The following is a 23675-nucleotide window of genomic DNA, read 5'->3' on the forward strand; positions in this document are numbered from 1 at the left end:
AATTCATTAACATGAAAATAGTAGTGATAGGTGGCGGGGCAGCGGGCTATTTTGGTGCGATCGCTTGTGCGCAGGCCAACCCGAAGGCACAGGTGACGATCCTCGAGAAGAGCAACAAGCTGTTATCGAAAGTGAGGGTTTCGGGTGGCGGCCGCTGCAACGTGACGCATCACTGTTTTATACCAACCGTGTTTTCGCAGCATTACCCTCGAGGCGCCAAACAGTTGAAGGAAGCTTTCAAGACTTTCGGTGCAACTGAAACAGTGGAATGGTTTGAGCAACGGGGCATCAGGTTAAAGGCAGAGCCCGACGGGCGCATGTTTCCGGTAACAGACAATTCCCAGACCATTATCGACTGTCTGCAGCGTGAAGCTGCTAAAGCTGGTGTGGAGGTGAAAACAGGTATAGCCGTGGAGCGCATCGAGCCACGGGCTGAGAAGCGAGGCTATACCTTATACCTGAACAACAACCGTGAACTGCAGGCCGACAGGGTGCTGGTGAGCACAGGAGGCAGCCCCAAAAGCCAGAGTTATGATTGGCTGCGGGCGCTCGGGCATACCATCCAGGAACCGGTTCCTTCCCTGTTTACCTTCAACGTGCCGGGCTCTCCGCTCAAAGAGTTGCAGGGGGTCTCAGTGCCGCAGGCCAGGGTACGCATAGCCGGTCAGAAACTGGAGTACGAAGGGCCGTTGCTGATCACCCACTGGGGCTACAGCGGTCCGGCAGTTCTCAAACTTTCCGCCTGGGGCGCCCGCCTGTTTCACGGCATGAACTACCGCTTTACGGCCATGGTCAGTTGGGTGCATGACCAGACAGAGGAAAGCCTGCGCGAGCACCTGCACAATTTCCGGAAGGCGCACCCCAAGAAGATCGTGACCACCAACCCGCTTTTCGGTTTGCCGCAACGACTGTGGAAAGCGCTGACAGGTATAGCCGGTATAGGTGACGAAGTGAAATGGGCAGAACTGCCTGCCAAAAACACCAACAAACTGGTGGAGGCCCTTCTCCGAATGCCCGTCGATGTGGACGGTAAGACCACGTTCAAAGAAGAGTTCGTGACCTGCGGAGGCATTGATTTAAGCCAGATCAACATGAAAACGATGGAAAGCCGTCTGCACCCGGGTCTGTATTTTGCCGGCGAGGTGCTGGATGTGGATGGCATTACGGGTGGTTTCAACTTTCAGGCCGCCTGGACGACCGGATACCTAGCGGGCCGGGCCATGGCCGCTTCCATATACTAGCATAGCGATATATCCATTTTGGTAACAAAAACTGATAGAATGCAGTACATCAGCATACAAAAACTAAAAAAAATATCACTATGGAAATTAATAAAGAAGTTCACTCAACCGTTCACCATCTTATTGAAAGATGCAAAGACGGTGTAAAGGGCTATAAAACTGCTGCCGAAGACGTTGAAGACCAGGACCTGAAAGACCTGTTCCGTAAGTACGCTGTGCAGCGCGACAGCATGATCACTGAGCTGCAGGACCAGCTGCACAAAATGGGAAAGACGGATGATGAGACCAGCTCCATCGAAGGTACTCTGCACCGCGCCTGGATCGACATCAAAGCTGCGCTTTCTTCTAAAGACAGAAAGCGTATACTGGAAGAGTGCGAGCGCGGCGAAGATTACGCCGTGAAAGCGTACGAAGAGGCGATGCAGAAAGACCTGCCAGGTGAACTGAAGCCAATCATAGCGCAGCAGTACCAGGATGTAAAAAACGCACACGACCACATTCGTTCACTTCGTGACAGTGCCTGATTTCTTATAAAAGGTAGATAAAATAGAAAAGGAGCTTTTGCAGCTCCTTTTTTTGTGCCTCCGGCTTTTGCGGAAGGTATGGGCGGGTATAAAAGTAATAAGCCTGACATCCGTCTGATGTCAGGCTTATCAGTTCTAACTGCGTAAAACAGTAGAATAATCTTCCAACCTTTTTATGATACCTTCTTTAACGGAAAGGTATAGCCAAGGTTACGAGCTTCTGGATAAATATTTTAAAACAAAAAGGCTGACGTTTCAAGTCAGCCTTTTCTAACAATGCGAAGCTTTTACACTTCAAGCGTTGTATACCTATTTATACGATTCTACCTTTTGGCAGGTTCGGACATTTAGAATCTTTTTTTGCGGAATCCGCCACGATCACCACCGCTGCTGCGACGGTCACCGCCTCTGAAAGAGTCACGGTCGCCACGGCCACCGAAACGGCTTCCACCGCCTCCGTATCCGCTGCCGCCGCCTTCTCTGCGTGGTCCACGATCACGATCGCCACCATAGCTTCCGCGGTCACGGTCACCAAAACCACCACGGTCGCCACCGCCGAAGCGTTTGCCACCACGATCGGCTCCCCGGTCACTGAAACCGAAGTCTTCTCTGCTGCCGCCACCAGCTTCGCCTTCTTTCTTCTGCGATTTCTCTACAATCACCGTGCGTCCGTCCACTTCGATGCGGCCTACTTTCTGCAGGATATCTGCAGTATATTCGGTAGGCACCTCTACAAAGCTAAACTTATCGTACAGGTCGATGTCGCCTACTTTGGAAGCAGGTATATCAGCGTTCTGGCTCAACAGGTCTATCAGATCTTTTGGATGTACACGGTCTTTTTTACCGATGGTGATGAACAGACGGTCGAAACCGGCTTTTGGTCCACCCATACCTTTTTCAGCCTCTTTGCCAGCTTCTTTTGTCTTGGCTTCTTTCAAAGACATTTTCAAAAGAGCGGCAGCGATCTCAAGAGAGGTATACTCTTCGTTTACCAGGCTCTCGATTTTGGCAATGTGCTTGGTCAGGTTGCCCTTCTCGAGGACTTCACGCACCTTCTCAAGGTATACGCTGGTACGCAGCTCATTCACGTCATCGTAAGTAGGTACCTGCTGTAGCTGGATATTGGCTTTAGTATAGCGCATGATATCCTTCAGCTTGTACATGTCAGAGCGACCAGACACGAAAGAGAAGGCACGGCCAGACTTACCGGCACGACCTGTACGACCGATACGGTGTACGTAAGCTTCTTCGTCCTGCGGGAGGTCGTAGTTGAATACCGCCTCTACGTTATCCACGTCAAGACCACGGGCAGCCACGTCAGTAGCTACCAGTATCTCCAGCGTAGCGTTACGGAATTTGCCCATCACGTTAGAGCGCTGGTTTTGGTTCAGGTCACCGTGCAGGGCATCGGCGAAATAGCCACGGGCCTGCAGGTTAGTAACCAGTTCGTCCACCATACGCTTGGTATTGCAGAAGATGATCACCGACTTCATGTTGTGCATGTCCAGGATGCGGGAAAGTACTTCCTGCTTCATAGAGTTACGCACCTCGAAGTATACCTGGTCAATGTTGGTTACCGTCAGTTCCTTGTGCACCACTTTCACGACCACCGGGTCGGTCTGGTAACGCTTGGTCAGGTCCATGATTGGCTTAGACATCGTTGCCGAGAAGAAGATCGTCTGGCGCTCTTCCGGCATTTTGCTCAGCACAAACTCGATGTCGTCACGGAAGCCCATGTCCAACATTTCGTCTGCCTCGTCCAGGATAATCTTTTTGATCTTGTCCAGTTTAAGCGTTCCGCGCTCGATGTGGTCCATCACACGGCCCGGCGTACCGATCACGATCTGCACACCCTGCTTAAGGGCACGCAACTGACGGTCGTAAGCCTGACCACCGTAAATAGGCACAATGCTGATGCCTGGCTTATACTTAATAAGTTTCTGGATTTCTCCGGCTACCTGAATAGCCAGTTCACGCGTTGGGCACAGGATAAGGGCCTGTACACTGCGGTCGTTCTCGTCGATGCTCTCAATAGTAGGTATACCGAAAGCGGCCGTCTTGCCCGTACCCGTCTGGGCCTGGCCAATAATGTCGCGTCCTGCTAAAACTACCGGGATTGCTTCTGTTTGGATGGGAGATGCTTCTTCGAAGCCCATGTCAGCGATAGCACGCTGGACTTCCGGCGAAAGCGGAAGCTCGTCAAATCTGATTTTGTTCATTCTGTTATAATAACTTTTTACACTTCATCTGGAGACAGCCTGTCCATAAACCCTTCTTTACGAAAAAGAAGTCCGACAAGAAAAAAAATCAACCAGGTTATGCTCAAAAAAAGCGGTGTAGCCAGTTATACTTAAATCAGACTGATTCCAAATCGGCTGCAAAGATACGCAGAATAAATGAAACCGTCGTCATATGACCTAATTTATTCTTTAACAGACCAGTGCAAAACGATAGGTATTATTCGATTAAAAAATTGTTCTGATTAAATGGTGGACGATTATATTTATTTCAAATTATTTTTTATTTTGCGTCAAAATACTCCAAAAAAATATTGAAATAAGAAACTACTAATTTATTTGCCCGTAAATGGACTACATTCACACTAGAAATCAAGCCATTAACTATTATTAAAGTTTTTCATTGGTATATCCAATATGAAGCTCGTAGTTTAGTATATAACAGGATCAAAATCAGTTCAATTTTAATTTGTGCCAAGTTAGCGTGATTTAGATAAGCGATTTATCCGGTTTTGGTATCCAGTTGTTGTCTCCGCCCCCTTCCCTTTGCCTGAAAGCAAAACTTGAAGCCTGAACTATAGAAATGAAATTTCACTATTTAAAAATACCGTAGAACTTTAACCCTTTAATCCTTTCTAATTATGTTACACTTCTCCAAAATTACAGCTAAAAGCAGGGACTTTCATTTGATCGCCTCTGGCGCACTGGCCTTTAAGATCCATAACAAGATCCTGAAAGACGAAGACTTCATGAAGGGAGCCAAGGTCTCACGCAATCTGCTGCCAAACAATGCAGTTATCAAGACCGATAAAAGTGAGGCTAAAGTGTTCTTTGTGATCATCTCTGACCTGGACAAAATGAATGCTTCCAGCTTGTGTAACATGATTGCCAAGGAACGCGCAAAAGGCAGTTATGCCGTATGCCAGGTGATTCCGATGTATTACAACGAGCCCTCTTTCAAGGCGCTAAAAATGCTGCGTCAGAATTTTGATGAAGTGATTGAACTAAACAAACTGACCCTGGGTGGTGGTAAAGCGCTGATGAGCACTGAGCAGCAGCACTGCATCATTGCAGATTACTCTATCTCGATGGCTCGTATTGTGCGAAACGTTTGCGTAAACGACCATGCACCTGCCAAGGAGAAAGAAGAAAAGAAAGGGCAGATCGTATACGCATAACCCTTTACTCTAAATAGAAAGGCAACAGGCTCCTTCGCGCAAGCGGGGGAGCTTTTTGTATTTTATACCTTGACGGACAAATACTTGCTTTGAGCGCTCATTATTTTAAACCCTGGCGCTGGCATAAGCCCCACAGGAAATGTATCTTTAGAATCCAGTTTAAAGCCGCCCGCTATGTCGCCAAACTTCAAGATACTCTCCTCCTCAGCAGGTTCCGGTAAAACCTATACCCTGACCAAAGAATACCTGAAACTCGCGCTCCATAGCACTGACCCGGATTATTACCGTTCCATCCTGGCGATCACTTTTACCAACGATGCCGCCGCAGAAATGAAGGAGCGCATCCTGGGGGCACTGCGCAATTTTAATGACCCCAACCTGAGTGGAGGGGAACTACTGAAGAGTGAAGACTTATTGGACAAGATCACAGCTGAATTGCAGGTTCGCTACCCGGAAGAAAGTTTTGACAAAGAGCAAATCCGCCAGCGAGCCGGTCGCCTTTTTACGCAAATCCTGTACAATTACAGCGACTTTTCTGTTAGCACCATCGACAGCTTTGTAAATAAGATCGTGCAGGCTTTCACGAAGGAGCTGAACATACCTTATAATTTTGAAGTAGATCTGGACTCGCAAACGCTGGTGAGCTCAGCTGTGCAACTGCTGCTGGATAAGGTGAGCAACCGAAAAGACGATCTGCTCTCGGAAACGCTGGAACACTATGCGTTGGAAAAAGCCCGCGAAGGACGCAGTTGGAATACACTAGCCGATGACCTGGCTGACTTTGCCAAAAATTTGCTGAACGAACAGGTATACGAAGCGGTAACAGACCTGCAGGGTCTCACGCTGGAGGATTTCAGGGAGATCCGGAAGCAACTCAAAAACCTGCAGGAAGGGATACTGGCCGCCCTGCAGGAGGATGCCGGTAAGGCGCTGCAGGCCATTGAGCAGGCGGACCTCTCCCCTGCTGACTTTTTCCAAGGCAACCGGGGACTTTACGGCTACTTCAGCAAATTTAACCGCGAAGCCGACCTGACTTATGCCAACAACTACGCTCGCCAGACAGTGGAGGATGATAAATGGTACGCTGGCAAGGCCTCTACGGCTACCAAAAACCAGATCGACAGTATACGCCAGCTGCTCACTGATCTCTATTATAATATTGAGTCGATAAAAGAGCAGTATGCGGGTACCTTTACCCTGATCTCGGCGGTCGTGCCGCATCTATATAAGGTGTCGGTGCTGAACGAGCTGGAAAAATGCCTGCAGGAGATCAAGCTTGATCGTAACACGGTGCATATCTCTGAATTCAACAAGCGCATTATCGATATTGTGCTTAAGGAGCCGGTGCCTTTTATATATGAGCGACTCGGTGAGAAGTATAACCACATCCTGATCGATGAGTTTCAGGACACCTCGGTACTGCAGTGGAATAACCTTCTGCCGCTTGTCGACAACGCCCTGGCTTCCGGGCACTTTAGTATGGTGGTGGGTGATGCTAAGCAGGCAATTTACCGCTGGCGCGGTGGGGAGATGGAACAAATCCTGCACCTTTACAAAAACAACACGCACCTGCTCTACGAAAACCGCCGCCATGGCCACATGATCCGGGAGCGCTACGAGTCGGTGCGTGAGAGCCTGGCGCCAGATGTGCTGCAGCAGAATTTTCGGAGCCGTCGCGAGATCATCGAGTTTAACAACAAGCTCTTTACTTTCTTTAGTGAGCAACACAAGGTATACGGCACCTTCACCTCCATTTACGATGACAAGTTTGTGCAGGAAGCGCCCACAACAGGGAAGACTGGCGGACATGTGCAGATCATGTTCACCTATCCAGATGATCTGAATTACAAATACGACCTGAGCAGCTGCGTGCGCACCGAAGATCTCTACGATGAATACACCCACGAACAGGAACTCAGCTACGATGCCAGCACCCTGAATATGGTGATCGAGCTGGTGCGGCAGGGACTGGACGATGGCTATACCTTAAAAGACATGGCGATACTCTGTCGTACCAACGCCAAGAGTAAGCTGATTGCCAATTTTCTGAAGGAAAAGCAGTATGATATCATCTCGCAGGATTCGCTTTCACTGCAGTTTGCTGAAGTGATCAATCTGATCATCGCCATGTTCCGGGTATTCAACCGCCCGAACGACACATTGGCCAAATCAGAGGCACTATACCTGATCTATACCGTTACCCAAGGGAAGGTGCCTACTACGGAACTAGCCCAAACGATCGCCCGCATTTCCAACCAGACGGATCCGCAGCTGTTCTTCAACTACCTGCGCGAGGTTGGCTTTGACGTGAAGGAACGGGAAACGGGCAATTTGTCGCTCTATGAGCTCACGGAGCAGCTGATCCGCATTTTCAATTTGCTGGGGCACAACAACGAATGCGAGTACCTGTTCCGATTCCTAGATCTGGTGCTGGAGTATAGTCTCAAGAACAGCAATAACCTGAATAACTTTCTGGCTTATTGGGATGTGCAGAAGGAAAAACTCAGCATCAACACGCCAAAAGACCGAAACGCCATCACGATCACCAGTATTCACAAAGCCAAAGGGCTCGCTTATCCTATTGTTATCATTCCGTTTGCGGACTGGAGCACCGAGCCGCAGACCAGGGCATTGATGTGGAGTCGTCTTTCTGATGATAACAAAGTGATGGGCAAATTGCGCAGTGTGGCCGTGAACATCAGTTCCAGACTGGAGCATACCGAACTGGCCGATCAATACAATACCGAGATTGAGAAGACTTTTATTGAAAACCTGAACATGCTCTACGTGGCCCTCACCCGACCGAAGGACAGGCTATACCTGATCGGCAACGGAAAGGACCTGTTGGAGGAGCGTAAGGCACAGAAGGCACTGGAAGGAACGGCCAAAAATGTGAGTCACCTGCTCTACCGCTACCTGGTGGCAGAGGGGCTTTGGGAAGCCGGCAAACTGTGCTACCAGTTATACGCGGGTCAGCAAACGAAACATGATAGTGGCAGCCGTCCGATCGGCCCGGTTTATACTCTGGATTACCTCCAAACCAATGACTGGGCACAGCGACTTCAGCTCAAGCAGCACGCCAACAACGTTTTCGACTTCGAGACACAGACCGAGCAGCGCATTCAGAACAAGAAACTGCACTATGCCCTCTCCCGCATCCTGACTGCAGCGCAGCTAGACGATGTGCTGCGCCAGATGGTATACCAGGGCATTATCAGCGACCGTGAAAAGCCTGTATTGAAAGAACGCTTGCTCCAGGTGGTCAATCATCAGCAAATCAGTCATTACTTTTCGGGTGATGTTATTGTGGAGCACGAAAAAGAGCTGCTCGACGCCCGCGCCTACCTCTACAAGCCTGACCGCGTGGTGTTTGACGGTGACCAGGTGGTGTTGCTGGAATTCAAATTGCCGCCTCCGCTGGAAGAGCACCGCAATAAACTCGATCATTATGCCGTGCGCTTCAAGCAACTGGGCTACGAAAAAGTAAAATGCCTGCTCTACTACTTTGATACCGAAGAGCTGTACGAATGGTCTTATGGCGGCAAAAGCCAGCAAATTGGCCTGGCATTGTAACATACATACGACAATAACAACCAATCATAAAATGGACAAAGCAGCTCAAACCATGATCGATAACCTGGAAAAGAACACCGGGAAATCGCTTGGAGAATGGATTGGCGTGGTGCAGGGCACAGGCCTTCAGAAACACAGTGAGATTGTAAAATATTTGAAATCGGACCACGGATTCACACATGGCTTTGCCAATTTGGTCGCGCTTAAAGCTAAAGGTACGGATGCCGGCTCAGCAGAAAACCCGGAGGATCTGGTCGAAAAGCAATACAAAGGAAAAGAGCAGCTCCTGCCTGTTTATGAGGCACTGACTGCGCAGCTAAAACAGTTTGGTGCTGACATAGAACTGGCTCCCAAAACGGCCTATGTGAGCGTGCGCAGCAAAAAGCAGTTTGCCCTGATCCAGCCTTCTACGAAAACCAGGATAGACGTTGGCATCAACCTGAAAGGCCGGGAACCGGAAGGCAGGCTGGAAAAGTCAGGCAGTTTTAATGCCATGTGTTCGCATCGTGTAAAGCTGCAACACGCAGATGAAGTAGATGCCGAGCTGATTGGCTGGCTGAAAGCGGCCTATGAAGAAGCCAGGTAAGGTATAGCTGCACGGTATAGGTATAGAAGTTAGGTTAACACTAATCAAGTAAGAGATCAAAGGGAAAAAATGGAACAGAGAATTACACTAATCACATTAGGCGTCAGAAATTTGCAGCGCGCAAGAGAGTTTTACCAGAACATCTTTGGCTGGCAGCCGCTCGAAAGCAGCACAGAAAGCATTATCTTCTTTCAGCTGAATGGCCTGCAACTGGCACTGTTCCCGCAAGAGTCGCTGGCAGATGATGCGGGCTTGGAAGCTGACGGCAAGGGTTTTAAAAGTTTCTCGCTGGCCTATAATGTGCACTCCGAAAAAGAGGTAGATGACCTGGTAGCAGAACTGGCCGGCAAAGGTGTACGGGTGCTCAAGCAACCGGAAAAAGTATTCTGGGGAGGCTACAGCAGCTACATCGCCGACCCGGATGATAACCTCTGGGAAATAGCCTATAACCCCTTCATGACGATGGATGAAAAGGGAAACGTTGGAAGTTAGAAAGTTCGATCCCCTATAAGGACAGGTCTCAACCCAATGTCGACTTTATGAACAAGGAGCGATAACTGTCATCTCGAAAGGATTGAGAGATCTGGATTATTTTAGGCTTACAATACTTCAGATCTCTCCCAAAACGAGGCCCCCTACCCCCTAGGTCGAATTGACAAAAGATACTTACAATGAAGGTGCTGGGTCACAGTCTGGCCGTATCGTGCACTAACAATTTAACCTTCAACAAAATTTAACAATTCACTCCATCACTCATTCACTTAATCACTCAATAACATAGTGCAGACCTTCCTTGAGCTAGCGGCAAAATACGTATACGAGAAGTATAAAGAGAACATCAGCGAGCTGTGCATTGTGCTGCCATCACGGCGTGCGAGTTTCTTTTTCAAGAACGCTCTGGCGCAGGCTGCTCCCGAACCGATCTGGTCGCCGGAGGTGTCGGGTATGGAGGATTTTATTACTAAGCTGGCCAAGGTGGATGTGCTGGAGCCGATCAACCTGCAGCTCGAGCTCTATGACCTGATGCGCGAGCAGGATCCAAACCTCGACTTCGATCAGTTCATCACTTGGGGCGGCACCCTGCTCGACGACTTCAGCCGCATCGACCAGAACCTGGTAGACACCACGAAGCTATTTGAGTATGTAAGTGAAGCCAAAGCTTTGGAGCGTTGGGACCCTGCGCACCTAGGCAAAGAACTGACGCCTGCTGTCAAAAAACACTTCAGTCTCTGGGACAACATCGAGAAGACCTACCACAACCTGAAAAACCACCTGGAGGAGCGCAAGCAGGCCTACACAGGTATGGCTTTCAAGATCGTTTCCGATAACATAGAGCAGCTGGCCAAGTCACCGGAATGTTCCCAGTACTTATTCATAGGCCTAAATGCGCTCACTAATTCAGAGGAGAAAATCATCCGCACGCTGCTTAAGCACAACAAGGCTGAAGTACTGTTTGACTCCGATGACTTTTACATGGAAGATGGTACCCCAAACCGGGCGGGCAGTTTCCTGCGCAGGTATAAGAGCACCTGGAATCTACCGGAATGGCGCTGGCAACAGAATTTACTACTTACCGACGAGAAAGAAATTAATGTAATCGGGGTGGCCAATGCGAGCATGCAGGGCAAGCTGGCCGGGCAGCTGATTCAGGAAATACGCACGCGGGACAAACACGCGCAGATAGCAGTGGTAATGCCTGACGAAACGCTGCTGCTTCCTGTGCTGCACTCTATACCTGAGGAGGTGCCGAATTATAACGTAACGATGGGTCTCAGCTTCAAAGGTACGCCGCTTTACAACCTGATCGACCTGCTGTTTGATGTGCACCTGACGGGCGTGACGCAGCTGCAGGAATCCGGTTACAAGGTATACCAGTACCATCATCTGACCGTGACCAAGCTGCTCTCCCACCCTTTCATCCGCAGGTATGAGTTATACCTGAACGAGCAACCCGACAAACAGGAGCTTCACGGTTTTGTGCAGCATGTGCTCGACCAGATCGTGCTGGACAACCGCGTGCTCATAACGGCCAACGACTTGCTGAAAATGGGCAAACACGAGCCGCTCTTTGAAGTGCTGTTCAAGTCCTGGCGCGATTGCGACGACATCATTGCCTCGCTTTACCAGCTGATCGATCTGCTGCATAAAATGTACAGTCACCAGCCCAGCACGATTGAAACCGAATACCTCTATATTTTCTATACCATTGTCAAGCGACTCGATACGATTTTCGACTGTCGTGAGCAAAAGATTTCAGTGCGCAGTTTCCGCAAGTTCCTCAACGAACTGATTGGGCGTCAACGTTTGCCTTTTAGTGGTGAGCCCATCTCGGACCTGCAGATTATGGGTATGCTTGAGACCCGTGCACTCGATTTTGAGAACCTGATCATTCTTTCAGTCAATGAGAATACACTGCCTGCTCCGAAGCGGCATGAGTCGCTGATGCCATTTGATGTACTCAAGCAGTTTGGTCTGCCCACCTACGCCGAAACGGAAGGTGCCATGGCCTATAACTTTTACCGCCTGTTGCAGCGCGCCAAAACTGTGAACCTGCTCTATGTGCTGCCATCCGACACTTACGGTTCCGGTGAAAAAAGCCGCTTTATTCTACAGCTTCAAAACGACCTGGCACTACGCAACCCGAAGATCAAATTCCGCGACCTGACGGCCACGGTAGAGCTGCGCGATCAGAAGAAATACGACGAGGATATTGTTATTCACAAAGATGCACAGACACTGGAGCAACTGCGGCAGGAACTGAAGCGTGGTCTCTACCCCTCGCACCTGAACATGTACATCAACTGTTCGCTACAGTATTACTTCAGTCGCATTGCCAAGATCAGGGAAATTGACGAAGTAGAAGAACAGCTCGGAGCCGACCAGTTTGGTACCATCGTGCACCAGGTGCTGGAGGACTTTTTCCGTCCTTTTGAGCAGAATGGCAAGCCCATCGAGAAGCCGCATGTGGAGCAGATGCTACAGGAGCTGCCAGCCAAGGTAGAAGCTGAATTTAAGAAAGTAACACGCGGTGCTACGCCTGAACGCGGCATGAATTTCCTGCTTTTCAAAGTAGCCGTGCAGGTGCTTGAGAAATACCTGGAGAGTCTGCTGAAATCGGATGACGAACTGCCGCTTTACGTCCTGCGCCTGGAAGAGCAACTGGAAACCACCCTGCAGGTACAGGTAGGTGACGAGCTTATACCTGTAAAAGTAGCTGGTAAAGCCGACCGCATCGACCTGAAAGGTGCAGAGCTGCGCGTGATCGACTACAAAACCGGAAAAGTAGAACGCAACCAGGTAAGTGTGAAGCCGGATGATGTGGACCTGCATTTTATCACCTCGCCTAAGTATGATAAAGCGCGACAGCTGTGGCTCTATGAGTACATCCTGCAGCGTAACTTGCAGCAGAAGCCGGAACTACTCCTCCGAAACGCAGCTCACATGGACCCGGCTCGAATTGTTCCGAAGTCAGGTATACTATCGTTCCGTAACCTCGACGCTGGCGTCCTGACAGCAGATTTTCCTTTTGAGCAGGCGACAGGTCAGGATTTTATTTCAGCATCCGAAGCTTTACTCACGCGCTTTGTGCAGGAGTTGCTCGACCCGAATGAAGTGATCCGGAAAACGAAGGAGCTGGAAATCTGTCAGTACTGCCCTTATCGGGGGATTTGCGCGCGATAATCAGAAAGTATCGGATTTTTACAATATTGTTTTAGCTGAGCATGCAACGTTTTGGCAATTATGGGTATCATACCTTAAAAAGAAAGCCTATGAAACGACTGCTGCTATTCAGACATATCATCCTCTTTTGTTTATCAGTGTTCCTCTTGTCGTGTGAGAAAGAGGAAATATCAGAGCCTATTGAAGCCATCATGCCCCTGCAGGTCGGCAATGAATGGGTTTACGACGTGATCGAATATAATTCCGATGGTGATGTGCTGTCAACCAGTTCGTTCAGACGGCAAGTGGTGAAAGACACCTTGATCAACAAAACTACCTGGTATATACTAAATAATGGCATGATTGTCCGGAATGACAAAGAAGGCTACGTGCACTATAGAAAAGATGCCAATGAGCAGTATATCACTTATCCTAGTCCAGTTATGTCAGGTATAGCATATGGGTATCAATACCCGAGCTATACCTTGTGGATTTATCACAGAAGAACGACAGGCCTTGTAGCTGTGCCTGATTCTCCACATGCGAGTCAGGCACTTGAGTTCAGTTTTGAAAGGCAAACCGAACAGAAAGCATCATCTTCCCTAAGCACTACCTGGGTGAACGAATACGTGACGCCCGAAATTGGTATGATCCGGACAGATTGGTACTATGCTGACTCGGAAAAACTGATGCGGCGCTATGAATTGGTAAGCTACCGCGTGCAGTAAGTGGCAGGATGGCTATACCTGTTTCCCGAAATGCTATACCTGCTTTTTTGATGTTAGCTTCAAAAAAGCAGGTATCGTTTATATAGAGCTTCCGGTATTCTGCGTTGATAGAACAGATCGTCTTTCATACTTCATACATTTTTTGTAATATCGGATTCTTAATATTTTCTGATAAACCTGATTGCATTGCGTACTACTATTATCACCCTTTTTCTTGCACTATCATCAATTGCCGTTTATGGTCAGAGCACTATCCTGGAGGCAGTTGCGATGCCCGGTGACGGTATTTATACCTTGTTGCGCCGTCACGGACTCAATCCTTCGGAGCATCTTCAAAAGTTCGTGGAGATCAACAAAGACCGTTTCGGCAAAGACAATGGCCTGATTGTCGGGAAAACCTATACCTTACCTGAAAACTCAACTTCAACCGATAACACCACTGTGGCTAGCGACAATACCCGGGTAGCCGCCGTGGACAGTAAAACACGAACTGATCTGACTGCTGAACCTGCCAAAATTTCTACCCGAGTGCTTGAGATGCCACTGTTTGGGGAGAAGTATTCCAAAGTAGAGGTGAAAAGCACAAAGCTGCAGGGTGCTGTATATTACCTCAGCTCCGGCCATGGCGGACCCGACCCGGGCGCTGTGGGCAAGTATGGCAGCAATGACCTGGCCGAGGATGAGTATGCTTACGATGTGACTATCCGTTTGGCACGGGTACTGATGGAACAAGGGGCCACAGTGTATATGATTGTGCAGGACGCTGACGATGGCATTCGTGATGAGGGGGTGCTGAAAATGGACCGTGATGAAATCGTATACCCCAACAAGAAAATTCCGCTAAACCACAGTGCCCGCCTGCGCCAGCGCACAGAGGCCGTAAATGGTCTATACCTGAAACATAAAGGCGCCTACCAGCGCATGCTGGCCATCCACGTCGATAGCCGTAGCGAAAGCCAGAACATCGATGTCTTCTTCTACCACCACGAAAACAGCAAGGACGGCGAGCAGCTGGCCAAAAATATTCACCAGAAGTTCACGAACAAGTACAGGCGCTACCAACCCAACCGCGACTACTCAGGAAATGTAACGCAACGCAGCAGCCTTTACGTCATTAAGTACAGTCATCCCCCCACCGTATTTATCGAGCTTGGCAATATTCGCAACGTCAAGGATCAGCGTCGCTTCGTAATAGCTGATAACCGGCAGGCACTGGCCAACTGGATTTACGAAGGGCTACTCTCCGATTACACATCTGAATAAAACGCAGGCCGGGCACTACAAATAGTGTCCGGCCTTTTGCTTTAAAATTCTTCTTAACTATCCAAGCAGGTAAGACTGCCTATACCTAAACTAGCTCATACACTTCATCTTCTCTTTTTTTTTGAGGACGCTCTTAGATAAACATCCTCCACAGGGAAATACCTCATTAATTAGTCCGGCATTATAAGCATCTCTTCTTCAAGGGCAGTTTTCAGATTTCTTGGATTCTATTCCTATTTACTAAAAGTCAATCGGAAAGGACATTAAAATGTAATTGCTTGATTCTGAGCTATTCAGAACAAAACGATATGGCCTGCGTTATTGTTAATGTTTAGACTATGATTATTCAAATACAAATTATTGTAAACTCCTAATTCTATACCTATGAAAAGAATTTACCTCCTATTTACATTATGCGCTTTTTTTACAACAGGCTCGCTTCTGGCGCAGGACACTTTAAAGATTGAAAAGCCCCAGACATCGGCTGCGGTGGCTAACGAATCTATTCAGCAGGGTAATTGGCTTGTAGGCGCCAGTATTGGCTCAATCGGTTACAATTTCAAATCCGAAACATTCCAGCTAATACTCGAGCCGAGAGCTGGCTATTTTATAAGTGACAATGCCGTACTTGGTGTGCAGGCCCAGATCGGCCTCATGCTTTATGACGGCGGTGAAAACTTCAGTTATGGACTGACTCCTTTTGCACGCTATTATTTTCCGGAAGGTGCCTCCCCTAACAGCCGCTGGTTTGGCGAAGCGTTGGCTGGTTTTGCCGGCAGTTCGCTAAAAGACAGTGATGGCGACCGCATTTTCAGTTCCGTGCTGGGCTTACGGGCAGGCTATGCGCATTTTGTTGCCCGCAACGTTGCTATTGAAGCCACACTAAACTATACCCGCACCAGTGCCGATGTTTCAGTCGATACCAGCACTTCCGGTCTTTCGGTTGGTGTTGGTTTTCAGATCTACCTGCCAGGTCGCGGTAATATGTAGAACACGCTACACTCTAAATAAAAAGCCCGTCTCTTCAGCAGAGGCGCGCTTTTTATGTCTCGTCTTATACATTACCTATTGCAGTACTTTCTCAATCAAATGTCTGCTGCCATCAATTTTATAGGTATAGGGTAAGCCTAAAATCTCAGCGATCAGCGGGTATACATCCACATTTTCGAAAGTTTCGACTTTTGTCTTCTGTTTAAAAGCGGGTCCCCAAGCATAAAAGGTAGCGTGCATCTCCTTTACTTTGGTGGCGTCGTAGCCGTGCTGACCGGGAGATGGCGGACGTGATGAAAAATGGAATACCTTCGGGGCATCCGACAGCAGCAGGATGTCACCTACGCGGCCGTACTTATCATCTTCGGCTCCGTAATGCAGGTGTTTGGGCATTTTGTTTTTCCTGTATACCTGATAATCCTTAGCTTCCTTCTTCAGTTTGCGGTAGGTGGGCTTTATGGCTTTTTTGTCTTTGGCATGCAGTTCCACAACCATCCCTCCTCCGGATACCATAAACTTGGCTGTATCGATGGCAGCAGGCATAGGAAGTGTGTTCTTAGTGTCTACCTCCAGCATACCATGATCCGACACGAACACGTAATTGACTGGCAATCCTGTTTTGGCAACAGCTTCGGTCAGCATTTGTAAGTGCTTGTCTAGTTCTAATACAGCTTCCTTAGTTTGTGGTGCATCCGGGCCATAGCGGTGACTGGCGTGGTCTACCTCGGGCAGGTAAAAAGTGATAAGATGCGGTCGCTTCTCTTCTGGCAGATTCAGCCAGTCAACGACTGTTTGGATGCGGCGCTCAATCGGCAATACCTCACTGTACTGATAATGATAAGTAGGTAGTATACCTTGCACAGGTGCTTCTGAACCAACCCAGAAAAAACTGGCCGCTACCATTTGCTGCTGTTCGGCCAGCACCCAAAGTGGTGTGCCGCCATACCAGGTGCCATCTTCCACTTTTCTGCGGTCGCGCATGCTGTAGTGTTCCTTGCGTTGCGGGTCGTAAAAGTAATTGTTAATCAGGCCGTGGCTGGCAGGGTATAGCCCCGTCACGATAGAATAATGATTCGGGAATGTCTTGGACGGAAAAGCCGGCAGCATCGACTCTGCCTGTACTCCCTGAGCCCGCATGGACTTCAGAAAGGTAGCGTCATACTTATCGGCATAATCATAACGGAAACCGTCTGCCGAAATCAGGATCACATAAGGTTTTTGCTGTTGCGCCGGGCTGTTATACCTATCCTGGATAACGCGCTGCACCGTGTCTACTTGTGCGAATGCCAGTCCTTGCCAGAGCAGGCAAACCAGCAAAACGAAGATCTGTTTCATGGAGCGAAGATACGGCAAAAGCTGCGTAGCTACCAGTCTGCTTGTTTTAAATTACTGTTAAGCGTGGGCAGGAGACGAATGAATTAACTGATAGATGAAAAATTAACATTTATCATTATACAACATACCAGGATTGTTTATCTTGCCTATACCCACTATCCATAGAACAGATGCTAGACCATACTCCTCCTTTCACACTGACTTTTCTGGGCGGTGCCGGCACCGTGACCGGTTCTAAAATACTGCTCAAAACAGATAAGCACCAGGTGCTGATCGACTGTGGTTTGTTCCAGGGATTAAAGCAACTGCGCCTGCTCAACTGGCAAAAGCTCCCGCTGAATGTCGAAGAACTGGATGCCGTTATTCTGACGCACGGCCACCTGGATCATTGCGGCTACCTGCCCGTGCTTACCCAGAATGGGTATAACGGCCCCATCTATGCCACTACGCCAACCCGCGATGTAACTGAAATCATTCTGCGCGACAGTGCCAAAATACAGGAGGAGGACGCCGCCAAAGCTAACCATGGAGGCTACAGCAAGCATCACCCGGCCAAGCCGCTTTATACCTCCGAAGATGTAGACCTGACCATGCCGCTCTTTGATACACACCTGGACGACGAGTGGGTGATCATCAACGAGGATATGAAATTCTGCTTCCGGAAAAGTGGTCATATTTTAGGTTCTGCTTTTGTAGAACTCAGATGCAAAGGCCGCACCATCGTGTTTTCAGGGGATATCGGGAGGCGCAAACCGCTGCTTATGGAACCACCTGCTTTTATAAGAGAGGCCGACTACCTGGTGCTGGAGTCTACTTACGGCGACAGATTGCATGAACAGGCCTCGGCTTACGACGAGCTACAAGCCTATGTGAAACATACCATAGAAAAAGGCGGGGTGCTGGTGATACCGAGTTTTGCCGTGGAGCGGGCGCAGGAACTGCTGCTTATACTCAACACCCTGCGTGAAGAGCGAAGCATACCGAATATACCGATCTACCTCGACACACCCATGGGTATTGATGTGACGAAGCTATACCTGCATCACCGTGATTGGCACAGTCTGAGCGATGCCGAATGCCGCACTATGATGAACAACGTGCAGGTGATCCGTGAATTTGAGCAGACCTTGCGCGTACTTGATAAACCAGGACCAAAGATCGTGATTGCAGGAAGTGGTATGGTGACCGGAGGAAGGGTGCTTTACTACCTGCAACGACTGATCCATGACGCAAATAACACCATACTCTTGGTTGGTTTTCAGGCGCCTGGCACCAGGGGCAGTCTGCTCCTGAGCGGTGCGACCGAGATAAAGATGCAGGGCAATTACTACCCGGTGAATGCTGAAATTCAGCAAATTTCCTCATTATCAGCGCACGGCGACCAGGCGGATCTGCTTTGGTGGCTCAGTCATTTTAAAAAGGCGCCGCTACAGGTTTTTCTGAACCACGGTGAAGCACAGGCACTGGAAGCACTGCGATTGAAGATAACAGACACACTCGGCTGGGGATGCACTATTGCTGAAATGGGTACCACATACGAACTACACTAGCGCCTTTATTTGATAAACAGACGCTTATCGAATACAAAAGGCTCTGTTTTGAGTATGCGGACCTTGTGAAATTCAGGATGGTGTGGATTAACAAGATAGTTAAACGTGCCCTGCACGGTGGCTGATGGTACTTTTAAGATAAGGTATACCCCATCCCGGACGTAACTGTCCCCGACCTTTTGGGTGACGCTGCTATGCGGAAATGATTTCCAGGAAGCTGCAAGGTCCTTTTCATGTATCTCCCCGATCGGAGTGTCATCCGGAATTTCTATTGTAACCAGGTAGTAATCTTTGGGTACGATACCCAGCGGCATGTGCACGGCTATCTCTACTGTACACAGGGCGATGGATTCGCTGGTATAGAGCACAGCAGTCCCTTTGCTGTTCCATCGGCCTCCTGCCAGTTCGGCACCTTTACCAGACAGGTCATTGCAATACAGTTTTCTGCTGAGGCGGTATACGATCATGCGAGAACACCATGTTCGATGCGGGTCAGTTCGTCGCGCAACAGACCAATGCCAAACGTGCTGTCGAGCAGTTCCTTGGGGCGTATACCTCCGAGGGCCACGTTTTTGGCCTCCAGCCAGGCATCAAAGTCCTCTTTTTCGCCAAACACCTCTACCCCTTTGTTATACACAAGCGTGATTTCAAGTATCTTTTCTGAGTGCAACGGGTCAAATTTGCGCTGCTCTTTTTTGTAGCGCTGAAACGTGCGCTCTGACAAATGCAGGAATTCAGACCACTCGCCCAGGCTAAAAGGAATCTTGTTAGCGATGTTCTGAAAAGTGGCATACTTTATACCTTCCCGGACAGTAGTGATCAGCATAAACACGTCCCTGTCGTCCAGCAGACTGAAGTTAATTCCAGCATTCACTTTTAGTGCCTTTCCCATAATCATTTCCTTTTATCAAATATACGAACATTGTCGTAATTAATCCGACAAGTTGCTAAATTTAATTTTGACCTATACTTTCGCTATCCATAACTTAACAGGTGGCGCCCGGGAAAATAATTGGGCTATACCTTTTTGGAGATAGACTATTAGACCATTATCAATCGGATAATGACAAAGGAGACAATATTTCGGAAACGGGCTCGTTTGAAGCCAGAATCAACCCGCTTTACGCATGCGAAGCCACCTCATCGCTTTTGGATTAATCATAGCAGGCACGATGGTCGCCTGCACCTCCCAAAACGCCATCACCGAGAACAGAGAGGCACCCCGACCAGAACTCACGATGGCCGATGTCATTCCGGCCAAACAAGCACTGACCCTGCAGGAAAAACAGCAGCAAAAGAAAATGCTGGACAAGGATGCCAAACGTTTCAAGAACCGCAAAGCCGCCTCGGGCTACTATGCCTTTCAGGCAAAGCGCACTTTCAATGAAGAGAAGCTGGACTCCGCGAACTACTTTTTCGGGCGCGCCTGGCTGATGGATAGCACCAACAACGAGGTATACTGGGGCTACGGACTTGTGTACGGGCAGCAGAAGGCATTCGACAAAGCCCTCTTTTTGCTTTACCATGCTCTGGAAAAAGACCAGCATAATCCGCGACTCCTCACCGACCTGGCCACCAGCCACCTCGGCCGCTTTTACACCGAAAGCAACCCGGAAGACCTGATGCAGAGCCGTAAGTTGCTTGAAAGCGCCGTGCGCTACTCCCTCGACGCTGCAGACGCCTATTACAAATTAGCCATCAGCCACTATTACCTGCAGGAGTATGGCAAGGCATGGAATTACCTTCACAAAAGTATTAGCAAAGACAAAGGTGTAGCAGATGCCGCTTTCATTGCCGCCCTGTTAGAGAAGCAGCAGGATCCGGCCGGCAAATACCAGTAAATGACAGGCCGGCATTTGTAATTTCAAGACAGGTGGTGTAAATTTAAACCAGGAAGGATTACCATACCTAGCTAATACCATCACATGAAAAGAATTTTCCTGGCTGCAGCCACCATTATACTGAGTGCCTCCATGTCCTTTGCGCAGGAGCAGCAGCCTGAATTGTCCCCTAAAGTACGCCCGATGTTTGGGCAGGTAGCTAAAACAGACGCTGAACAGAAAGCCGATGAAAAATTCCTGACAAGTTGCGACAAGAGCTTTGAAAGCCGCACGGAGGCCAGCAACTTTTTCATGGAGCGCGGCTGGGAGTTTATGAACGAAGGGCAGGTAGACACCGCTGTGTACCGCTTTAACCTGGCCTGGCTGCTTAATCCGGACAATTTTAACACTTACTGGGCTTTCGGGGTGGCTGAGTACAACAGAGGCAATGTAAGCGATGCGATCGGGATGTTTGACCGCGCCTTGAAATACCAGCCTAATAATTCTTTGCTGCTCTCTGATGTGGGCTCTGCTTATTTGCAGCAATATATCGCAGACAAAAAGAAGAAGAACCTGAAACAAGCCGCTGCCCTCCTCGACCGCTCCTTAAAGGCGGATCCGAACAATGCCTTTGCCATGTCGAATTTAGCGCAGGTGCACTTTCACAACAAGAAATACGCCGAAGCCTGGGATTACCTCCACCTCGGTCGTGACCTCAACATCATGTCGTTGGATTATAATTTCCTAACAGAGCTCATGACCCGCATGCCGGACCCGAAAGGCATGTTCCGTCTCGAAACTGAAGCGCCCTCACCAGCCAACTAATCAAAGGACAACACTTACGTACCATCCAACCTTAACGATTGATATGAAAAAGAATTTCTACAGAGCTTCCCTCTTCCTTTTGATCGGGAGTCTTTCGCTATCATCCTGCGTTGTTTCCAAAAAGAAATACGATGACCTGATGACCCGCAAAAACGCCCTGGAACTGGATAAATCTGACCTGGAGCAGCAAAAGTCATCCCTGGAAAAAGAGAAAGCCCAGTTGGAGCAAGAGCGTGCCGAACTGGAGCGCCAGAAAACAGAGTATCAGCAAAGTCTGCAGCAAGCCCTGAAAGAAGGTAAAGCACTGGGAGATAACCTCAACATGAGCAAGTCGCAGATCGACAAGCTGAACGCCGACCTTAAAGCTCGCGAACAGCGTCTGGCCGAACTGCAGCGCATCCTCGACGAGAAAGACAAAGCCGTAAATGCCCTCCGCTCAAAAGTGAGCAACGCCCTGCTTGGCTTCAACGACAAAGACCTGACGGTGAATATTCGCAACGGCAAAGTATACGTGTCGCTGGCAGAGCAATTGCTGTTCAACTCCGGCTCTACCAAAGTGGATCCGAAAGGTGTTGAAGCCCTGAAAAAGCTGGCCGCCGTACTGAAAGAGCAGCAGGATGTGAACGTGGTAGTGGAAGGCCATACGGATGATGTGCCGATCGCACGCGGTACAGTAGGTATGCAGGACAACTGGGACCTGAGCGTACTCCGTGCTACAGAAATTACCCGCATCATAACACAAGCCGGCGTGCAGCCTGACCGCGTGACACCTTCCGGTCGCAGCCTCTACGTGCCACTCGACAATGCCAAAACAAAAGAGGCCCGTCAGAAAAACCGCCGTACTGAGATCATCCTGACGCCTAAACTGGACGAACTGTTCCAGATCCTGGAGTCAGCCTGATCAACTTTAAGCATAACAAGAAAGCCAGCTTCGTTAAGGAGCTGGCTTTCTTGTTTTACAGGTCTAAGGTATAAGATGTAATTCCTCAGACTTGAGGCTGCACTTCGGTTTCAGGTATAGGTATAACAGGTATATTTAGCTCAGGTATAGAATTGGCAGGTATAGTACCGGTAACTGATGATGGTTTCGGCAAAACCCGCTTTAAAATTGGAAGTAGCGCAACGTATAGCAGCGCGCCAACAGGTATAGCCAATATGGCCCAGGCCGAAACAGCAGCCAGGTTGGCCACCCAAAGCTTGTTGAGCGCAGCCAGCCAGTCCAGTCTGAACATAGCGATCATTTCGTCCAGGGACAGCTTGAGCTCATCGAGCCCAAACATGAAGATACCAGCCTTTATGAAAGGAATAATCAGCAGTAGTTGCAGCGGATGCACCAGGTAGCTGACCAGCACCGTGGCTGCGATGTTCAGTCGGAAACGGGCAGCCAGCGCGGTTCCCATCACCGTCGTGACGCCCAGAGCAGGCAATATACCCACCACCGTGCCCAGCGCAACCGTTACAGCCAGCTTATGCGGTGTCATGCCCTGCCGAAGCAAGTTGAGCACAGGCTGTACGATTCGGCGTTTGAAAAATGCGGTAATGATGGAGGTAGACAATCCGTTGGCTAAATTAAATTTTGTTGGGTGACAGGACTACAGAGAAGACGCCTCAAAACATAAAAGAGTTGCATGTACTCCAGCTTAAAAAATGACGGGCTGCTTCTCTTGGGTTAATGCCGGGAATCCACCAAAGTAACCTGTCTGCATCCGTATTGTTTCAGTTAATTTAAAGGTAGTCAAAAACACCCTCTTGGGGAGTGTTTTATTTCCTGATGCGCAGAAAACGAAGTATTTTGTCTAACGTGAGCGGATGCTCTTCCGTGCCACCATGCCCAGCATATAAGAAAAGGCTGCAGGTCGGCGAGTGGTCGAAGTATATTTTGAACATACCCAGAATGGGTACCGCCACAAACATGCCCGGCAAGCCCCACAGCATGCCCCCTACTATGATGCCAAGAATAGTAAAGAACGGGTTGATGTTGATGAGGCTCCCCGTGATGTTGGGTGTGAGAATGTTGTTTACAGTTAACTTCATCGGCAGAAAGAGCAACAGCACGGCAATCGCTTTCTGCGGATCTCCTTGCACAACCAAGGTATAGAGGGAAGGAATTGACAGAAACAATTACCAGTTAGTCACTTTTTACCCGCTTATAATCATTAGCCATA

20 protein-coding genes are annotated in these 23675 nt (G+C 49.0%); 14 read left to right on the forward strand and 6 right to left on the reverse strand.

The window, feature by feature from the left end; translation table 11 throughout:
• The first annotated feature begins 11 nt into the window (after positions 1-11).
• On the forward strand, positions 12-1241 hold the full coding sequence (locus AC4QZR_RS04380; RefSeq protein ID WP_494479799.1) for a BaiN/RdsA family NAD(P)/FAD-dependent oxidoreductase: 1230 nt from the start codon (positions 12-14) through the stop codon (positions 1239-1241).
• Positions 1242-1321: 80 nt separating this feature from the next.
• Positions 1322-1765 carry a ferritin-like domain-containing protein gene (locus AC4QZR_RS04385; protein WP_253405021.1) on the forward strand — a complete coding sequence of 148 codons (444 nt, stop codon included), beginning with the start codon at positions 1322-1324 and terminating at the stop codon, positions 1763-1765.
• Positions 1766-2112: 347 nt separating this feature from the next.
• Here AC4QZR_RS04385 and AC4QZR_RS04390 read toward each other — a convergent pair whose 3' ends face one another.
• Positions 2113-3984 carry a DEAD/DEAH box helicase gene (locus tag AC4QZR_RS04390; protein WP_494479800.1) on the reverse strand — a complete coding sequence of 624 codons (1872 nt, stop codon included), beginning with the start codon at positions 3982-3984 and terminating at the stop codon, positions 2113-2115.
• Between the two features lie 659 nt (positions 3985-4643).
• Between AC4QZR_RS04390 and AC4QZR_RS04395 the strand changes: the two genes are divergently transcribed.
• The 8 genes from AC4QZR_RS04395 (at position 4644) to AC4QZR_RS04430 (ending at position 15980) form a co-directional block, all read left to right on the forward strand.
• Positions 4644-5180 (forward strand): hypothetical protein, encoded by a 537-nt coding sequence (locus AC4QZR_RS04395; RefSeq protein ID WP_253405018.1) that lies wholly within the window; start codon positions 4644-4646, stop codon positions 5178-5180.
• Positions 5181-5354: 174 nt separating this feature from the next.
• Positions 5355-8753, forward strand: coding sequence for a UvrD-helicase domain-containing protein (locus tag AC4QZR_RS04400; protein ID WP_494479801.1), 3399 nt, complete (start codon positions 5355-5357; stop codon positions 8751-8753).
• 31 nt (positions 8754-8784) lie between these two features.
• A complete protein-coding gene (locus AC4QZR_RS04405) occupies positions 8785-9339 on the forward strand; it encodes a DUF4287 domain-containing protein (RefSeq protein WP_494479802.1) in 555 nt (184 codons plus the stop codon).
• Between the two features lie 69 nt (positions 9340-9408).
• Positions 9409-9831, forward strand: coding sequence for a VOC family protein (locus AC4QZR_RS04410; protein WP_494479803.1), 423 nt, complete (start codon positions 9409-9411; stop codon positions 9829-9831).
• Positions 9832-10119: 288 nt separating this feature from the next.
• Positions 10120-13020: a PD-(D/E)XK nuclease family protein gene (locus AC4QZR_RS04415; protein WP_494479804.1), complete on the forward strand. Its 2901-nt coding sequence runs from the start codon at positions 10120-10122 to the stop codon at positions 13018-13020.
• 89 nt (positions 13021-13109) lie between these two features.
• On the forward strand, positions 13110-13727 hold the full coding sequence (locus AC4QZR_RS04420) for a hypothetical protein (RefSeq protein WP_494479805.1): 618 nt from the start codon (positions 13110-13112) through the stop codon (positions 13725-13727).
• Between the two features lie 177 nt (positions 13728-13904).
• Positions 13905-14990, forward strand: a complete 1086-nt coding sequence (locus AC4QZR_RS04425) for an N-acetylmuramoyl-L-alanine amidase family protein (protein WP_494480380.1) — start codon at positions 13905-13907, stop codon at positions 14988-14990.
• Between the two features lie 384 nt (positions 14991-15374).
• Complete coding sequence (locus AC4QZR_RS04430) at positions 15375-15980, forward strand: outer membrane beta-barrel protein (RefSeq protein WP_494479806.1); 606 nt, start codon at positions 15375-15377, stop codon at positions 15978-15980.
• 75 nt (positions 15981-16055) lie between these two features.
• On the opposite strand, the gene AC4QZR_RS04435 is transcribed toward AC4QZR_RS04430, so the two are convergent.
• The gene (locus AC4QZR_RS04435) at positions 16056-17315 is read right to left on the reverse strand and encodes an alkaline phosphatase family protein (protein ID WP_494479807.1); all 1260 of its coding nucleotides are present in this window, start codon (positions 17313-17315) and stop codon (positions 16056-16058) included.
• Positions 17316-17485: 170 nt separating this feature from the next.
• Between AC4QZR_RS04435 and AC4QZR_RS04440 the strand changes: the two genes are divergently transcribed.
• Positions 17486-18865, forward strand: a complete 1380-nt coding sequence (locus AC4QZR_RS04440; protein ID WP_494479808.1) for an MBL fold metallo-hydrolase RNA specificity domain-containing protein — start codon at positions 17486-17488, stop codon at positions 18863-18865.
• 5 nt (positions 18866-18870) lie between these two features.
• On the opposite strand, the gene AC4QZR_RS04445 is transcribed toward AC4QZR_RS04440, so the two are convergent.
• Positions 18871-19332 carry an RES family NAD+ phosphorylase gene (locus AC4QZR_RS04445; RefSeq protein WP_494479809.1) on the reverse strand — a complete coding sequence of 154 codons (462 nt, stop codon included), beginning with the start codon at positions 19330-19332 and terminating at the stop codon, positions 18871-18873.
• Entirely contained in the window at positions 19329-19757 is a 429-nt protein-coding gene (locus AC4QZR_RS04450) for an Xre family toxin-antitoxin system antitoxin (protein ID WP_220624565.1), read from the reverse strand. Before AC4QZR_RS04450 ends, AC4QZR_RS04445 begins: the two co-directional genes overlap by 4 nt.
• A gap of 235 nt (positions 19758-19992) precedes the next feature.
• Between AC4QZR_RS04450 and AC4QZR_RS04455 the strand changes: the two genes are divergently transcribed.
• The 3 genes from AC4QZR_RS04455 to AC4QZR_RS04465 all read left to right on the forward strand — a co-directional run bounded on the left by AC4QZR_RS04455 (position 19993) and on the right by AC4QZR_RS04465 (position 22411).
• Positions 19993-20706, forward strand: a complete 714-nt coding sequence (locus tag AC4QZR_RS04455) for a tetratricopeptide repeat protein (RefSeq protein WP_494479810.1) — start codon at positions 19993-19995, stop codon at positions 20704-20706.
• An 84-nt stretch (positions 20707-20790) separates the two neighbouring features.
• Positions 20791-21510 carry a tetratricopeptide repeat protein gene (locus tag AC4QZR_RS04460; RefSeq protein WP_494479811.1) on the forward strand — a complete coding sequence of 240 codons (720 nt, stop codon included), beginning with the start codon at positions 20791-20793 and terminating at the stop codon, positions 21508-21510.
• Positions 21511-21553: 43 nt separating this feature from the next.
• A complete protein-coding gene (locus AC4QZR_RS04465; protein WP_494479812.1) occupies positions 21554-22411 on the forward strand; it encodes an OmpA/MotB family protein in 858 nt (285 codons plus the stop codon).
• An 85-nt stretch (positions 22412-22496) separates the two neighbouring features.
• On the opposite strand, the gene AC4QZR_RS04470 is transcribed toward AC4QZR_RS04465, so the two are convergent.
• Entirely contained in the window at positions 22497-23066 is a 570-nt protein-coding gene (locus AC4QZR_RS04470) for a DUF2062 domain-containing protein (protein ID WP_494479813.1), read from the reverse strand.
• A 205-nt stretch (positions 23067-23271) separates the two neighbouring features.
• Positions 23272-23631 (reverse strand): AI-2E family transporter, encoded by a 360-nt coding sequence (locus AC4QZR_RS04475; protein WP_494479814.1) that lies wholly within the window; start codon positions 23629-23631, stop codon positions 23272-23274.
• Between the last annotated feature and the right edge of the window lie 44 nt (positions 23632-23675).

The sequence above is a fragment of the Pontibacter sp. YIM B11418 genome (genome assembly GCF_059278805.1).

Coding starts and splice junctions, on each gene's coding strand:
- AC4QZR_RS04380 (WP_494479799.1), top strand. CDS start 12: ATGAAAATAGTAGTGATAGGTGGCGGGGCAGCGGGCTATTTTGGTGCG.
- AC4QZR_RS04385 (WP_253405021.1), top strand. CDS start 1,322: ATGGAAATTAATAAAGAAGTTCACTCAACCGTTCACCATCTTATTGAA.
- AC4QZR_RS04390 (WP_494479800.1), bottom strand. CDS start 3,984: ATGAACAAAATCAGATTTGACGAGCTTCCGCTTTCGCCGGAAGTCCAG.
- AC4QZR_RS04395 (WP_253405018.1), top strand. CDS start 4,644: ATGTTACACTTCTCCAAAATTACAGCTAAAAGCAGGGACTTTCATTTG.
- AC4QZR_RS04400 (WP_494479801.1), top strand. CDS start 5,355: ATGTCGCCAAACTTCAAGATACTCTCCTCCTCAGCAGGTTCCGGTAAA.
- AC4QZR_RS04405 (WP_494479802.1), top strand. CDS start 8,785: ATGGACAAAGCAGCTCAAACCATGATCGATAACCTGGAAAAGAACACC.
- AC4QZR_RS04410 (WP_494479803.1), top strand. CDS start 9,409: ATGGAACAGAGAATTACACTAATCACATTAGGCGTCAGAAATTTGCAG.
- AC4QZR_RS04420 (WP_494479805.1), top strand. CDS start 13,110: ATGAAACGACTGCTGCTATTCAGACATATCATCCTCTTTTGTTTATCA.
- AC4QZR_RS04430 (WP_494479806.1), top strand. CDS start 15,375: ATGAAAAGAATTTACCTCCTATTTACATTATGCGCTTTTTTTACAACA.
- AC4QZR_RS04435 (WP_494479807.1), bottom strand. CDS start 17,315: ATGAAACAGATCTTCGTTTTGCTGGTTTGCCTGCTCTGGCAAGGACTG.
- AC4QZR_RS04440 (WP_494479808.1), top strand. CDS start 17,486: ATGCTAGACCATACTCCTCCTTTCACACTGACTTTTCTGGGCGGTGCC.
- AC4QZR_RS04445 (WP_494479809.1), bottom strand. CDS start 19,332: ATGATCGTATACCGCCTCAGCAGAAAACTGTATTGCAATGACCTGTCT.
- AC4QZR_RS04450 (WP_220624565.1), bottom strand. CDS start 19,757: ATGGGAAAGGCACTAAAAGTGAATGCTGGAATTAACTTCAGTCTGCTG.
- AC4QZR_RS04455 (WP_494479810.1), top strand. CDS start 19,993: ATGCGAAGCCACCTCATCGCTTTTGGATTAATCATAGCAGGCACGATG.
- AC4QZR_RS04460 (WP_494479811.1), top strand. CDS start 20,791: ATGAAAAGAATTTTCCTGGCTGCAGCCACCATTATACTGAGTGCCTCC.
- AC4QZR_RS04465 (WP_494479812.1), top strand. CDS start 21,554: ATGAAAAAGAATTTCTACAGAGCTTCCCTCTTCCTTTTGATCGGGAGT.